The sequence below is a fragment of the Agrobacterium tumefaciens genome (assembly GCA_025559845.1).
In the GTDB taxonomy this organism is placed as follows: Bacteria; Pseudomonadota; Alphaproteobacteria; order Rhizobiales; family Rhizobiaceae; genus Agrobacterium.
Window position 1 is genome coordinate 2,055,238 of the sequence record CP048470.1, and the last position, 15,439, is coordinate 2,070,676.

Below are 15,439 nucleotides of genomic sequence, written 5' to 3' on the forward strand. Positions count from 1 at the left end.
CTACTGGGTTGCGATCTGACGTCTTCTCGCCGTTGCTCCCATTTTTGCCATAGATCACGAAAGGCCGTTCATCATCGGTAATGACTTTCAGACGACGCGGATCGGCATCGTCGTGCAGGTCTTTGCCCCCGAGTATGAAATGCCGCAGGCTTCCGCCAAAGGCCTTCTGAAGGTTCTCCTCGGTAAAGGTATCTGCCGTCTTGCCAGATGCCAGCACCGTACCCTTCACAAATACGGCGCGATCACAGAACTCAGGTACACTGCCCAGATTATGGGTGGAAACCAGCATGATCCGCCCTTCATCGCGCAATGCCTTCAAGAGGGCGATGATCTGTTCTTCTGTTGTAACGTCGACGCCGGTAAAGGGCTCATCGAGAAGAATGACCTGGCCTTCTTGCGCGAGCGCTCGGGCCAGAAAGACCCGTTTTTTCTGACCGCCGGAAAGCTCACCGATCTGACGCTTGCGGTAGTCCAGCATGTTGACGCGTTTCAGCGCCTCTTCAACCATCTGGTGGTCGCGCCGGGACGGGATACGCAGGAAGTTCATGTGGCCATAGCGGCCCATCATTACCACATCTTCCACCAGCACCGGAAAGCTCCAGTCGACTTCCTCTGCCTGCGGTACATAGGCAACGAGATTTTTTCGGAGCGCATCGCGAACTGGCTGGTCAAAAATCGATACCTCGCCGGCTGCCAGGGGTACGAAACCCATGATCGCCTTGAAGATCGTCGACTTGCCCGCACCATTGACGCCGACCAGCGCAGTGATCGTGCCGCGTGGAATGGAAAAGCTGGCATTCCTTAACGCGGTATGGCCGTTACGATAGGTTACCGTCGCATTTTGAACGGAAAGGCCGCCGTCATTACGCTTGTTGCCCATCCTCATGACGACAGGCCTTTGGCAATAGTGTCGCTCGTTACCCGCAGAAGATCGAGATAGGTCGGAACGGGGCCGTCGGTCTCGCTCAACGAGTCGACGTAAAGCACGCCCCCGTAGGTGGCACCGGTTTCTTTGGCTACCTGTTTGGCTGGATCTGCGGACACCGTGCTCTCGCTGAAGATGACGTGAATGGCGTGTTCGCGCATCGCGTCGATAACGCCGCGAACCTGTTGTGGCGTGCCTTGGCTATCGGCATTGACCGGCCAGAGATAAAGTTCCTTCAGGCCGAAATCACGGGCGAGGTACGAAAAAGCGCCCTCGCTTGTAACCAGCCAGCGCTTGTCTTCAGGCAGAGAAGAAAGCTCTTCACGGATTGGCTCGATGGTCGCTCTGATTTTGTCGGAGTAGGTTTTTGCGTTGGTTGCGTAAACCTGAGCATTGGCAGGGTCGATCTCGGTCAGGCCCTTTCGGATATTTTCAACGTAGATCAATGCGTTATCCGGCGACATCCAGGCGTGCGGATTCGGCTTGCCCTCATAAGCGCCGCCACTGATCGACATCGGCTCGATGCCATCCGTAACTGTGACGCTCGGAACGCCGGAAAGGTTGGCGAGGAACTTTTCGAACCACAATTCCAGATTTAGCCCGTTGCGCAACACGAGGTCGGCTTTGCGGGCTTTCAGGATATCCCGTGGTGTCGGCTGATAGTTGTGAATCTCAGCACCGGGTTTGGTGATGCTTTCGACATCGGCTGCGTCGCCTGCAACATTGCGTGCCATGTCGGCAATGATCGTGAAGGTGGTAACCACCGTTGGTTTTTCGGCGGCAAGAGCTGCGCCGGGCAGAGAAAGTGCGAGAGCGAAAACAGCATGCCTGATAATTTGAAACGTCACGTCATTCACCGATCACTTGTTGCGATTAATTCGCAACACCATCTGGCATAAAAACAGCCTTGTCAATGCTATTGCAAATCATTCGCAATTTATGAATGTCCGGAAACGACGCATTTTTGCCCCGACGCCGCCCCGGCAATTAAACTTTTTTCAAGGAGAAGAGGTCAGTATCGGATGGCTGAGGCACGATTCGCCGTCGGCATTTTGCGTCCCGCGTGTGTTCCGCCTTCGTCGAGCCACCGCCCGGGACGAGGGCGATTGACGGGGTAATGAATGTCGGGATGTCGCGTGTGAAGGCTGTATTCAAACGAATGCGGTTTTCGCGCAAACTCGTTTTGATTGGAGGCGGTATCCTGCTCCTTGCGGGCGCGACCGGTTCTGCTGCCGTGTTGATCGGCAGCGAACGGTTGTTTGGTCCGTCCTATGCTTCCGTCAACGGGTTGACCTGCGACGTTGTTCAGACTGTCAACATTAAGAAAAACGGCTCACTTTGGGTTCGGAAATTCGTGCGCACGCAAGGTGGCGACGGAACAGAGCGCGTGAAGACGGCGCTGCGCGTCGCAAAGGCTGTCTACGACAAACAGAAACCTGACCTTGTCCAGGTGTCCGTTCTCGACAGGGATGGGCCACAACTGCGCTCTGAGATGCGTGGTCGTGCAATCGCAGCACAAGTCGTTTTTGTGCCCGACCAGACGAAGCTTCCCGAAGGTACTGAGAGCCAGCGGTATTCTGCCTATTATTATGATGGTCCCGCAAACGGGAGCGGCCAATTTTATGGTCTGCGTATCGATCTGCCGCTTGAAGATGCCGAGGAGATGGCAGCGAGCCTGACAGATGCCGCTGATTGCAATTCGCCGGTCGAGGCGCAGGACGCCGGACATGGTGCGAAAAAGCCCGCCGGCCACGGCGAAGCGAAAGACAGTGGTGGTCATGGAGAAGCACCAGCAGAGGCGGGCCATGACGAGCCGAAATCTGAAGGTCACGGGGAAACTTCTGCACCACAGGCGCACGGTGAAACCGACAGCGATGAGCTTTTGACCTCGACGCCCGTTGCAGAGAGCGAGAGCATGTTCAGTCTCGCTTACATCAAGACGCTGATTTTCGGAAAAGGCGCCACAACGGCCCAAGCAGCGGAAGAAAAATCCGCTGATCATGATGCTCCGGCCGCGGAACCATCACACGACGCGCCGGAAAAGGCCGGCCACTAACGGCAGCCATTGTCTCGACGCCGTCAACATCCCAAAGCATATCGCGCGTCGCCCGGAGCCAATGAAAAAGCCTCTCCGGAGAGAGGCTTAGTTTTCTGTCAAATTATCGACCGCTGAACAGCGAGGTTCTCAGTCCGCCTTGTTGCGGCGAGCCGGGAACAGGATCACATCGCGGATCGACGGAGCGTTGGTCAGCAGCATGATAAGACGGTCGACACCGATGCCGAGACCGCCGGCAGGCGGCATACCCTGGTCGATTGCGTCAAGAAACTCGTCATCGAGCTGCTTGTCTTTCTCGCCACGTGCATGAGCTTGCTCGAGTTGCTCGACCATACGTCGACGTTGTTCTTCCGGATCGTTAAGTTCCGAGAACGCGTTGCCGACTTCCCAGGCATTGCAATAGCTTTCGAAGCGCTCAACGAGGCGTGGTTCGCCCGGCACTTCCTTGGCAAAGGGCGAAATGTCCTTCGGGAAATGAGTGACATGGCTCGGCTGGATCAGCGTGCCCTCAACCTTTTCTTCGAAGATGAAGGCAAGGCATTCGCCCCAGGTCCAATCCTTCTCGACGGCGAAACCGGCAGCCTTGGCGGCGGCACGGGCTTCCTCATCCGTCTTGATGGCGAGGAAATCGATGCCGGTCGCTTCCTTGACGGCATCCGGCATCGGAACGCGCTTGAACGGTCCCTTGAAGGAGATGGTCTGGCCCTGGAATTCCACTTCCGTCGTACCGTGGATTGCAACGGCCAGGGTTTCGAATAGACGCTCCACAAGGCCCATGATGTCCTCGTAGTCCGCGTAGGCCCAGTAGCACTCCATCATCGTGAATTCAGGATTGTGACGGGTCGAAACGCCTTCGTTGCGGAAGTTGCGGTTGATTTCGAACACCTTGTCCGAAAGACCGGAAACCAGTGTGCGCTTCAGGAACAGTTCCGGCGCAATGCGCAGGTACATGTCCATCTTCAGCGTGTTGTGGAAGGTTTTGAACGGATCGGCCGTCGCGCCGCCGTAGACGGTCTGCAGCATCGGTGTTTCGACCTCGAGGAAGCCTTCGGCTTCCATGAAACGTCGGATGCCGGACACGATCTTCGAACGCTGCTGGAAGCGAAGCTTGGATTCCTCGTTGGAGAGAATGTCGAGGTGACGCTTGCGGTAGCGCAGCTCAATATCGGAGACGCCATGCCACTTCTCCGGCATGGGCAGCAGCGACTTGGTGAGCATGGTGATTTCTTCGGCGTTGATTGTCAGTTCACCGCGCTTGGTGCGGCGCACCTTGCCGGTCACGCCGATGATGTCACCAATGTCGATCATTGGCAGCAGCGCACGTGCAGATTCCGGGGTCGTATCTTTGTGCGAGAAAATCTGCACCTTGCCGGAGGCATCATGGATATCCATGAACATCCCGGAGTTACGCGAGGAATAAACGCGACCAGCCACGGTGACGGTATCACCGGTTTCGACGTCCGCTTCAATATCTGCGTATTTCTCCGCCAGTTCCGCATTGGTCAGCGTCCGATGGAAGTGCGCAGGGTAGACGTCGCCGATCTGCTCACGCAGCAGTGCAAGTTTCTGCCGACGGACCTCGGTGGCGTCGGAGGAAAGGGCTGTCGTTTCTGTCGTCTTGTCGTTCATTATCTTGTCTTTCCGAAACTCAGGCTGCACCGACCATGGAGGCCACGACGGCAATCGCGATCTTGAGGCGCTGGCGGACGACAGAGCGGCCAAGCAGCGCCATGGAATCGAACAATGGCAATGATCGCGACGAACCGGACATGGCCACGAACAGTGGCGGCGTCACGACGCGCAGCTTCTTGCCCGTACGTTCGGCTATATCGCGCAGTTCGGCCTCGATCGCTTCAACATTCCAGTCAGGCATCTTTTCGAGATCAGCGGCGACAGTCGTCAGGATCTCGTGGATTTCTTCGGGCTTGCTCTTGAGGCCTGCGAAGGACTGAGGCGTGAGACCGACATCACTGGAAAGCAGGAAACCTGCCAGGTTCGGCAACTCGCCCAGCCTTGAAATGCGGCTTTGGGAAAGCTTCAGACCTTCGGTCAAACGCTGATTTTCCATCGCCCATTCCAGAGAACGGGAAATGAATTCCTCCGGCGTGAGCTTTTCGCGCAGCCAGCGGCCATTCAGCCAGTCGAGCTTCTGGATGTCGAAAATTGCACCCGCTTTGGAGAGCGCGTCCGGATCAAACTTCTGCGCCAGTTCGTCCATGGTCAGAAGTTCTTCGCCCTCGGCGATCTGGATGAAGAACAGACCAAGGAAGTTCATCAATGCTTCCGGCAGGTAACCGAGAGCCGAATAGTATGAAATCGATGTCGGATTCTTGCGCTTGGAAAGCTTGGACTTGTCCGCATTGCGCATCAGGGAAAGATGCATGAACACCGGCTCCTGCCAACCGAAATAACGGTAAAGCAGGATGTGCTTCGGGACGGAAGCCAGCCATTCTTCGCCACGGGCAACGTGGGTGATCTTCATCAGATGGTCGTCGATGACGTTGGCCATGTGATAGGTTGGCATGCCGTCGGCTTTGATCAGCACTTGCATGTCGACGGCATCCCAAGGGATCGATACGTCGCCGTATACGCCATCTGTGAAGTCGCAGGAGCCTTCGGTCGGGATCTTCATGCGCACGACGGAGCTTTCGCCCGCATCAAGGCGCTTCGTCACTTCTTCGGCACTATAGCTGAGGCAGAGACCGTCATATTTTGGCGGCTTGCCGGCGGCACGCTGTCCTTCGCGCATCTGTTCGAGGCGCTCCGGTGTGCAGAAGCAACGGAAGGCATGACCCTTGTCCAGCAAATCCTGTGCGTAGGGCCAGTACATGTCCTTGCGCTCAGACTGGCGGTAAGGACCGTATGGACCGCCGACATCGGGACCTTCAGACCATTTCAGCCCGGTCCATTTCAGTGCTTCTAGCACCTTCTCCTCATACTCGCGCGTAGAGCGCGTCGCATCGGTGTCTTCGATGCGCAGAATGAACTCGCCGCCGTGTTTCTGGGCGAAGAGATAGTTGAAGAGGGCGATGTAGGCGGTGCCGACATGCGGCTCGCCTGTGGGAGAAGGGGCAATGCGGACGCGAACGCCGGAAGTGGTCATGAAATTCACTCGTCGTGACGTGACTGTGATAAGGGCGGTTTTGCCCAGTTATCAGCAAGATTTACGTTGAATGCGGCAGGAACGGCTGCAAACGGGCGCAATGAAGCGCATTTTGCAGTTTCCCATTCGGCTTGGGCTTAGGCCATATTATGCTGCAGGCGTCAAGGAAATAAGGATATTTCCCGCGGTCAGGAAACGGGCCAAACGTAGAGTAGCATGGGAATGCTAACGATGACGATCATGATCGACAACGGAAGCCCAAGGCGCGGATAGTCGCTAAAGCGGTATCCGCCGGGCCCCATGACCAGCGTATTGCACTGGTGGCCAATCGGGGTCAGGAAATCACATCCTGCGCCGATTGCCACCGCCATCAGGAAAGCCTCGGGGCGAAATCCGAGCGTCGTAGCGAAGCCTGCGGCAATCGGGGCCATGACAAGGACGGTCGCGGCATTGTTGAGGAACGGCGTGACGGCCATTGCCGTCAGGAGGATCATGCCGAGCGCCACGAATGGAGGCATACCCTGCGCAGCATGACCCAGCCATTCGGCAATGAGATCACTTGCGCCGCTGGTGCGCAATGAATCACTGACGGGAATAAGGGCTGCCAACATGACGAGAATTGGCCCGTCTATCGATTTGTAGACGTCGCTCAGCGGGATCGCTCCGACGACGATCATCAGGAATGCTGCCGCAAAAAAAGCGACCGCAACGGGTAGCAATCCGCTGCCGGCCGCAAGCATCGCTGCCGCCAGCACTATCACGGGGATCAACGCACGGCGTTGTGTGCCAAGCAGGATTTCCCGTTGTGCAAGGGGCAGGAGAGAAAATTCCTGCAGAACTTGCGGCAGATTCTTGCGACTGCCCTGAAGAAGGATGACGTCTCCTGCCTGAAGCGTCAGTTCGCTCAGTCGCTGGCTAACACGCTGGCCGCGACGTGAAACAGCAATCAAGTTGACGCCACGCGTGTAGGAAAGCGCGAGTTCGCGCGCAGATATGCCGCTCATCAGCGATTCATTGCTGATGACTGCTTCCATGGAAATGAGGTCGGCGGTTTTCTGGCCGTTTTCGGTCAGCGGCTTGCCGGAAAGCTGAAGCTTCGCCTGGGAAACAATGCGGTCCAATCCTTCCGGGCTACCTTCAAGAAGAACAGTGTCACCGGCTTTCAACTTGACGTCAGGGAAAGGGGAAATTCGTCTTGAACCACGCAGAATGGTACTCGCTATGACGTCGCCGTCGCCCTTTTTGAGAAGTTCCCGCAGCGCTGAATCAGAATACGCGCTGTCGGCAGGCAAGGTCGCTTCTGCTGTGTAGGCAGACTGGTCCAGTATGTCTTCCACCGATGTCTGCTGGCGCGCTCGCACCGGTAGAAGGCGGTATCCGAACGTGAGGAAAATGATGCCAATGACCGTCAACCCCGCTCCGACTGGCGTAAAGTCGAACATCGAGAAGCTTTGACCGGTCATCTCTTCGCGCAGTCGTGACACCACAATGTTGGGAGACGTGCCGATCTGCGTCATCAATCCACCCAGTAGCGCGGCGAAGGCCATTGGCATCAGGTAATATGAAACGGGACTTCCAGACTTGCGGGCAAATTGGAAGGCAACCGGCATCATGATGGCAAGCGCACCGATGTTCTTGATGAAGGCCGACATCACCGCGACAAGGATCATCAGAAATGCAAGCTGCAGGCCTTTTGAGTGCATTTCCGGAAAATACTTTTTGATCGTCATGTCGACGATACCGGAGCGTGCCACCGCCGAACTGACGATCAATGCGCTCGCAACGATAATGACAATGTCATCGGAAAAACCGGAGAACGCCTTTTCGAAGGGCACGACCCCCAGTGCCACGGCCACAAGAAGCGCGCTGCAGGCGACGACGTCATATCTCACCTTGTCCCAGATAAAAGCCAGCATCATGGCGGCGATCACGGCAAAGGCGAGGATCTGGTCTGTTGTCATGCTGTCTGTCGGCTTTCAGATGGGCGAGTGCGGTTTGGTCACTCTTGTCGGTGGGGCAGCCTGAGAACGCAAGGCGACTTGTCGGAGTTCCGCGAAAAAAGTGTCCCATGGAATGAAAAAGGCCCGCCGGGCGGCGGGCCTTAAAAGGAGGAGAGGAATGAAAATTCGCTCCAGGATCAGTGCGTATCGGTTGCGTCGGCTTTTTTTCTGCGACGCGCATTGCGCGCGAGCATGTTCAGGAGCTCGACCAGTGCCGAGAACGCCATTGCCGCGTAGACGTAGCCCTTTGGAACATGGAAGCCCATGCCCTCGGCGATCAGCGTCATGCCGATCATCATGAGGAAGGCCAAGGCCAGCATGACGATCGTCGGGTTGCGCTCAATGAAGTTGGCGAGCGGCGTTGCAGCAAGGAGCATGACAACGACGGCCACGACCACGGCGATAATCATGATCGGCAGGTGAGGGGTCATCCCAACGGCGGTGATGATACTGTCGACCGAGAAAACCAGGTCGAGTAGCAGGATCTGGCCGATAGCCGAGCCGAAATTCATCGTTACCGCTCCACCCACCATGTCTTCCTTATGATCTTCAGGATCGACATTGTGGTGAATTTCCTTCGTCGCCTTCCACATCAGGAAAAGGCCGCCGCCGATAAGGATCATGTCCTTCCAGGAGAACGCATGACCGAAGATTTCGAAGACGGGGGTCGTGAGCTGTACGATCCATGCGACAGTCCCAAGCAGTCCAAGCCGCATTACAAGCGCAAGCCCGATGCCGATGCGGCGGGCTTTTTCACGTTGTTCGGGTGGAAGCTTGTTGGTGAGGATCGAGATGAAGATCAGGTTGTCGATGCCGAGCACGACTTCCATGACAATCAGTGTGACGAGCGCCACCCAGGCGGCGGGGTCGGACAAAAGAGGGAGGACGGACTCCATCAGGGAAACTTTCCTTTCAGCAACGAGGCCAGCCGAACCATTCGGTTACGGAGATTTATAGCGTAATACGCGAGAAACAAGGCAGGAACGGCCTTGGTCTTCAAGATTTCATCGAAATTTCGCGTAAGCCGCGTATCGGCATTCGCGCCGTTGCTGAATGAGGTCAGGCCCGATCAGTTCCATAAGCGGCCATAAAGACCTTTATGGCGCTGTCGATGACCCGATTCAGTTCCTCGTCAGGGACAGGCCCTTCCAGCTCACCGAACAGTCGCATCTTGAAAAAGGTGCCGGTGGAGAGCTCTATGAATTGCCTTGCCGCAAGCTCCAGGTCATCGATCTTTAAGTGGCCTAGGGCAACGTGATGTTCGATGAAGTCCTGAAGCACTGTGCGGACATTGTTGGGTGCGGCGATGAAAAAACGCTGCGCCAGCTTCGGCATACGATCAACGACGCCAAGCACCGAGCGCATGGCTGGTATCATGTCAGAGCATATCATCTTGTTGGCGAAGGCGAGGCCGAACTGTTTCAGCCCGTCGCGAACTTCCTCGGTTCCAGCCAGAATGTTGCGCATCGAAGCTGCGAATTCCTGCCGATGCTGGTCGACCAGGGCGACGAAGAGGTCTTCTTTATTGGAGAAGTAAACGTAGATCGTCCCCTTGGAAACCCCTGCTTCCCGGGTGATATCGTTCATGCTGGCGGCATCGAAGCCCTTCAGTTTGAATACCCGCCAGGCGCCCGCCAGTATCTGCTCGCGCTTTGCCGGGTCTTCTCCTGCTGCAAAGCGCCCAACGGAATTTCCGGGACAGCCAGCGTCGGTATCTATCGCCATCGTCTCTTTTTCACCTGCCATCGTCTTTGAAACTGGAACCAAAAAAATTAACCGAACGTCGAACCAAACGGTTCGATAGGACTTGATATGTGTTAAAGAAGCGATTATGTCAATCGAACCGAACGGTTCAGTTCGAAATTCTTTCTTCAATCTATCACGGTACAAGCAAATGTCGGCCCAGAAGAATAGCGCTGTTCGCGCGGTCAACGATACGCAAGAGGCGGATGCCGTCGCCAAGGCCGAAGCCGCCCCGGCAAAGTCCGCGGAAGCGCCTGCATCCCAGTCTCCGGCTCCCAAGCAGAAGAAGCGGTCCAAGGTATTGCCTGTTATCGCGCTCGCGGTCCTCGCCGGAGCTGGATGGTACGGTTACGACTGGTGGACGGACGGCCGCTTCATGGTCTCAACCGATGATGCCTATATTCGCGGAGACATTGCTGTCATCGCGCCGAAGGTTTCCGGTTATGTTGCCAAGGTCAACGTTGTCGCCAACCAGGAGGTCAAGGCGGGTGATCCGCTCGTAACCCTGGACGATGGCGACTATCGTATTGCTCTTGATCAAGCCGAAGCGCAGATCCGCACAGAGGAACTGTCTCTGAACCGCATCGATGCGCAGATCGTTGGTGCTCAGTCATCGTTGCAGCAGTCGATTGCCCAGAAGGGTTCTCTGGATGCCGCATTGCGCGGTGCAGAAATCAACCAGAAGCGCGCCAGCGAGTTGCAGGCCAAGGATGTAGGCACTGTCGCATCTGCCGACAATGCACAGGTTGCACTCGACCAGGCTAAGGCCAACGCGGTTGCCGGTGACGCAGCTATTACCTCGGCCAGAGCAAATGTCGAATTGCTTCGCGCCCAGCGCACTGAAGCCGAAAGCACGATCCGGTCTTTGCAGCTTTCGCGTGACAAGGCAGCGCGTGACCTGTCGTTCACGGTACTGAAGGCACCATATGATGGCGTTATCGGCAATCTGGCTGTCCAGACTGGCGACCTCGTGTCTGTTGGTAAACGCCTGGCGTCCCTCGTGCCGATGAACGAACTCTACATCGATGCGAACTTCAAGGAAACGCAGCTAGCGCGCGTTGCACCCGGTTCGAAGGTTCGTGTCCACGTCGATGCGTTTGACGATGCAACGATCGAAGGAACCGTGCAGTCGATCTCGCCGGCTTCTGGCTCGATCTTCTCGATGTTGCCGCCTGAAAACGCCACCGGCAACTTTACCAAGGTCATTCAGCGCGTGCCGGTTCGGATCGTCTTTTCGAAAGAGGATCTCGCCAAGCATAATCTGCGTGCCGGCCTGAGCGTGGTTGTTGATGTCGACACGCGCACAGCACCCGAACACACCCAGACTGCTGAAGCGAAGTAACCGAGAAGCAAGGACAAGGCCATGGCGGCTACGGTTGTTGGAACAGGTGGGGCGACGGTCCCCGCCGACCCGCCTATGGACAAGCGCAGGCTGATCGCTTTTTTTGCGATGGTCTTCGGCATGTTCATGTCGATCCTCGACATTCAGATCGTTTCCGCCTCGCTTGCGGAAATTCAGGCCGGTCTCGGTGCAGGATCTGATGAGATTGCATGGGTTCAGACCTCGTACCTGATCGCGGAAGTCATCATGATTCCGCTTTCGGGAACATTGGCGCGCATTCTTTCGACGCGCGTTCTGTTTGCCACCTGCGCAGCCGGCTTTACGATCTCCAGTGCGCTTTGTGCGACTGCGACGAACATTGACCAGATGATCGTCTATCGCGCGATCCAGGGGTTCATTGGCGGCGGCATGATTCCGTCCGTCTTTGCTGCGGCGTTCACGATCTTTCCGCCGTCCAAGCGCTCCGTCGTGTCGCCGATCATCGGCCTTGTTGCCACGCTAGCGCCCACCATTGGTCCGACCGTAGGCGGTTATCTTTCCAACGCTTTTTCGTGGCATTGGCTGTTCCTCGTCAACATCATCCCTGGCATTATCGTCACGATCCTGACGTGGAGCTTCATAGACTTCGACAAGCCCGAAAGTTCGCTCTGGAAGAAGTTCGACTGGTGGGGTCTCTTGTCCATGGCCGTCTTTCTCGGTTCGCTGGAATACGTTCTTGAAGAAGGCAACAACAAAGACTGGTTCAATGACGAGCACATCGTCCTCGGCACCATTGCGATGGTTGTTGGCGCTGTCGTGTTCTTCTGGCGCGCCTTCAAGGTGGAGTTTCCCGTTGTCGACATACGAGCCTTCTCCGATCGGAATTTCTCGATCGGGTCGTTGTTCTCCTTCGTCATGGGTATCGGTCTTTATGGATTGACCTATCTCTATCCGCTCTATCTTGGGCGTGTGCGTGGCTATGACGCATTGATGATTGGCGAGACGATGTTCGTCTCTGGTCTTGCGATGTTCTTCACCGCGCCGATTGCCGGCAAGGTCTCGACCAAGCTCGACCCGAGAGTGATGATGGCGATCGGTTTTATCAGCTTCAGTGCCGGCACATGGATCATGACGCATGTCACGACCGACTGGGATTTCTATGAGCTGCTGATCCCGCAGATCCTGCGTGGTTTCGGTCTGATGATGTGCATGGTGCCGATCAACAACATCGCGCTTGGAACCCTGCCGCCCGCGCGAATCAAGAACGCGTCTGGTCTCTTCAACCTCACTCGAAACCTTGGTGGCGCTGTCGGTCTTGCGGTCATTAACACGCTTCTTTCCCAGCGCACGGACGATCATTACGTCCGGCTTTCGGAACATGTGACCTATGCCAATCCGGAAGCGCTGGAATGGTTGAACAGCGTCGGTGCAAACTATGATTCCTACGGGTTGGACGGTGCCTCCGTCGCAATCAAGAAGTTGGTCGGCATGGTATCCCAGCAGGCCTGGATATTGGCTTTCTCCGATATCTTCCTGCTGCTGACCGGCCTCTTCATCAGCCTGATCCTGCTGACCGTCCTGATCCAGAAACCAAAGGCTGCGCCACCACCCGATGCAGCACACTGAATAAACAAGAAGAAGCCCCTCCCAATCCACCGCAGAGCTGGGCCGTCGCAAATGACGGCCCATTTTTATTTGCGGGGTTTGAGGTACGTACATCATTTTTCGATTTACTGTGATGGCAAAGGCAGATATGCAGAGCTCCTGGAGGAGCCATGAAGCCAACTGTCCACGACATTGCTGCAAAGGCGGGCGTCAGTTTGGCCACCGTTGATCGTGTGCTGAACGTTCGTAAAGGTGTTCATGCAGCGACCCGCGCCAAGGTCGAAGCAGCGATTTCCGACCTTGGTTACGTGCGCGATATGGCGGCTGCAAATCTGGCCAAGGGGCGCAGCTATTCGCTGGTCTTCGTTGTTCCCGGCAACGACAACTCGTTCATGGCAACGCTTCGCGCCGAGGTTCGCGCTGCCGCATCCCGGTCGCACATAGAGCGCACCGCGATTCGTGTCATCGAGGTGCCACCGTTCGATGCGGCCGCGTTGACGCAGGCACTCGACGTGGCGCGGCAGGAAAGGCCGTCAGGCGTCGCTTTCGTCGCGATTGACTCGCACGATGTTGCCGAGGCGACGGAACGTCTGTCTGAAAGCGGTATCGCGACTGTGACACTGGTGTCGGACATTTCTGGAGCGCACCGCGATCATTACGCCGGCGTCGACAACGTCGCGGCCGGACGCACTGCTGCCAGTCTGCTCGGACGTTTTTTGTCTGGCAGGGGCGGGGAGGTTGCTGTCGTCGCCGGTTCGATGCTCGTGCGTGACCATCGTGAACGCCTGCAGGGATTTCGCGCCGTAATCGAGGCTGAATTTCCAGAGATACGCCTGTTGCCCGTTTTGGAGGGGCGCGACAATCCCCAAACCGTCGCAACTCTGGTCGGTGAAGCGCTTCAGAATACGTCGCTTTCTGGCATTTACAGCCTCGGCGCGGGTAACCGCGGGCTTATCCGTGCTCTCAAAGCGAATGTCGGAGACCGCTCAGTGTCCGTCATCGCCCACGAGCTGACGGAAAACACGGCCAATGCGCTGAGGGAAGGCGTTATCGACGCGGTTCTCAATCAGGATGCCGGGCATGAGGTGCGTAGCGCTATTCGTGTGTTGAAAGCGCGCGCCGATGGTCAGCAGGTGATTGCAGCCCAGGAGCGCATCCGCATAGACATCTTTCTCAGGGACAATCTGCCCTGAATTTTTAAGCCGCCGTGCGGCGGAAAATGGAGAAATACATGTATCTCGGTCTCGACCTTGGAACCTCTGGCGTTAAAGCCCTGCTGATTGACGGCGATCAGAAGATCATCGGTTCTGCAAATGGATCGCTCGATGTTTCGCGCCCACACCACGGCTGGTCGGAGCAAGACCCTGCTGCCTGGATCAAGGCGTCCGAAACAGCCGTCGCCGGGCTCAAGGCCAAGTTTCCGAAAGAGCTCGCAGCCGTCAAAGGCATCGGCCTTTCAGGACAGATGCACGGTGCGACGCTGGTCGATGACGCGGGCAAGGTTCTGCGTCCATGCATTCTCTGGAACGACACTCGGTCCTTTGCAGAGGCTGCCAAGCTTGACACTGACCCGCGCTTTCGGAAAATCACCGGCAACATCGTGTTTCCGGGTTTTACCGCTCCAAAGCTTGTCTGGGTTGCGAACAACGAACCTGAAATCTTCGCTAAAGTCGCCAAGGTTCTGTTGCCTAAGGATTATTTGAGGCTTTGGCTGACGGGCGAATACATTTCGGAAATGTCGGATTCCGCTGGCACCTCCTGGCTCGATACCGGCGCACGCAAATGGTCGCCGGAGCTGTTGGCTGCGACTGGTCTCGATGAAAAGCAGATGCCTTCGCTGGTAGAGGGGACCGATGAGGCGGGTGTCCTTCGTGCTGACCTCGCCGCTGAATGGGGAATTTCGGGCAAAGTCGTAGTTGCCGGCGGGGCCGGTGACAATGCGGCTTCTGCCTGCGGCATGGGAACCGTTGAAGAAGGCCATGCTTTTGTGTCGCTCGGAACGTCCGGCGTTCTCTTCGCAGCAAACGCATCTTATCTTCCGAAGCCTGAAAGCGCCGTGCATGCCTTCTGCCACGCGTTGCCGAACACATGGCATCAGATGGGCGTTATTCTCTCCGCGACTGACGCCCTCAACTGGTATTCGCGCCTGACCGGTCAGTCCGCCGCTGCACTGACGGCCGAACTGGGTGATGAGCTCCTAGCCCCGTCAGGTGTTACGTTTGCCCCCTATCTTTCGGGTGAGCGCACGCCACACAATGATGCTGCAATCCGTGGTTCCTTCATCGGTCTTGCGCACGAAAGCGACCGCAAGGCGCTGACGCAAGCGGTCCTCGAGGGCGTCACCTTCGCAATCCGCGACAACCTCGAAGCGTTGAAATCGGCAGGTACGTCGATTTCTCGCGTGACCGCCATTGGCGGCGGGTCCCGCTCGGCCTACTGGCTTGCGTCTATTGCCACATCGCTCGGCGTGCCGGTTGATATTCCGGCCGAAGGTGACTTCGGTGCCGCCTTTGGCGCCGCGCGTCTCGGCCTGATTGCTGCAACAGGTGCCGATCCCGTTTCTGTCTGCACCCAGCCAAAGACCGACAGCACGATTGAGCCTGTAGCGGCACTCGCGGGCGCTTATGAGGAAGCCTACGCGCGTTACCGTGCGCTCTATCCTGCCATCAAATCGCTCTGAGTTGCG

Annotated in this window: 11 protein-coding genes and 1 pseudogene; 5 read left to right on the plus strand and 7 right to left on the minus strand. The window is 56.8% G+C overall.

Features of this window, described 5'->3' with window-relative positions; translation table 11 throughout:
* Positions 1-28: 28 nt before the first annotated feature.
* Both FY156_25810 and FY156_25815 read right to left on the minus strand, forming a co-directional pair.
* A pseudogene (locus FY156_25810) lies at positions 29-886 on the minus strand (manganese/iron ABC transporter ATP-binding protein).
* Positions 883-1,773 (minus strand): metal ABC transporter substrate-binding protein, encoded by an 891-nt coding sequence (locus tag FY156_25815; protein ID UXS04862.1) that lies wholly within the window; start codon positions 1,771-1,773, stop codon positions 883-885. The pseudogene FY156_25810 and the gene FY156_25815 overlap by 4 nt, the downstream one beginning before the upstream one ends.
* 311 nt (positions 1,774-2,084) lie before the next feature.
* Between FY156_25815 and FY156_25820 the strand changes: the two genes are divergently transcribed.
* Positions 2,085-2,981 carry a hypothetical protein gene (locus tag FY156_25820; protein ID UXS05252.1) on the plus strand — a complete coding sequence of 299 codons (897 nt, stop codon included), beginning with the start codon at positions 2,085-2,087 and terminating at the stop codon, positions 2,979-2,981.
* A gap of 129 nt (positions 2,982-3,110) precedes the next feature.
* On the opposite strand, the gene lysS is transcribed toward FY156_25820, so the two are convergent.
* The 5 genes from lysS to FY156_25845 form a co-directional block, all read right to left on the minus strand.
* Positions 3,111-4,610, minus strand: coding sequence for a lysine--tRNA ligase (lysS, locus tag FY156_25825; GenBank protein UXS04863.1), 1,500 nt, complete (start codon positions 4,608-4,610; stop codon positions 3,111-3,113).
* A gap of 19 nt (positions 4,611-4,629) precedes the next feature.
* A complete protein-coding gene (locus tag FY156_25830) occupies positions 4,630-6,084 on the minus strand; it encodes a glutamate--tRNA ligase (GenBank protein UXS04864.1) in 1,455 nt (484 codons plus the stop codon).
* A 188-nt stretch (positions 6,085-6,272) separates the two neighbouring features.
* On the minus strand, positions 6,273-8,045 hold the full coding sequence (locus FY156_25835; protein ID UXS04865.1) for an SLC13 family permease: 1,773 nt from the start codon (positions 8,043-8,045) through the stop codon (positions 6,273-6,275).
* Positions 8,046-8,221: 176 nt separating this feature from the next.
* Positions 8,222-8,980, minus strand: a complete 759-nt coding sequence (locus FY156_25840) for a TerC family protein (GenBank protein ID UXS04866.1) — start codon at positions 8,978-8,980, stop codon at positions 8,222-8,224.
* A gap of 163 nt (positions 8,981-9,143) precedes the next feature.
* The gene (locus FY156_25845; protein ID UXS05253.1) at positions 9,144-9,809 is read right to left on the minus strand and encodes a TetR/AcrR family transcriptional regulator; all 666 of its coding nucleotides are present in this window, start codon (positions 9,807-9,809) and stop codon (positions 9,144-9,146) included.
* A 106-nt stretch (positions 9,810-9,915) separates the two neighbouring features.
* Between FY156_25845 and FY156_25850 the strand changes: the two genes are divergently transcribed.
* From FY156_25850 to xylB, 4 genes are all read left to right on the plus strand, one after another.
* A complete protein-coding gene (locus FY156_25850) occupies positions 9,916-11,169 on the plus strand; it encodes an HlyD family secretion protein (GenBank protein UXS04867.1) in 1,254 nt (417 codons plus the stop codon).
* Positions 11,170-11,190: 21 nt separating this feature from the next.
* Entirely contained in the window at positions 11,191-12,774 is a 1,584-nt protein-coding gene (locus tag FY156_25855) for a DHA2 family efflux MFS transporter permease subunit (GenBank protein ID UXS04868.1), read from the plus strand.
* 149 nt (positions 12,775-12,923) lie between these two features.
* Positions 12,924-13,946, plus strand: a complete 1,023-nt coding sequence (locus tag FY156_25860; GenBank protein UXS04869.1) for a LacI family DNA-binding transcriptional regulator — start codon at positions 12,924-12,926, stop codon at positions 13,944-13,946.
* Positions 13,947-13,984: 38 nt separating this feature from the next.
* Positions 13,985-15,433, plus strand: coding sequence for a xylulokinase (gene xylB / locus FY156_25865; GenBank protein UXS04870.1), 1,449 nt, complete (start codon positions 13,985-13,987; stop codon positions 15,431-15,433).
* Positions 15,434-15,439 lie beyond the last annotated feature (6 nt).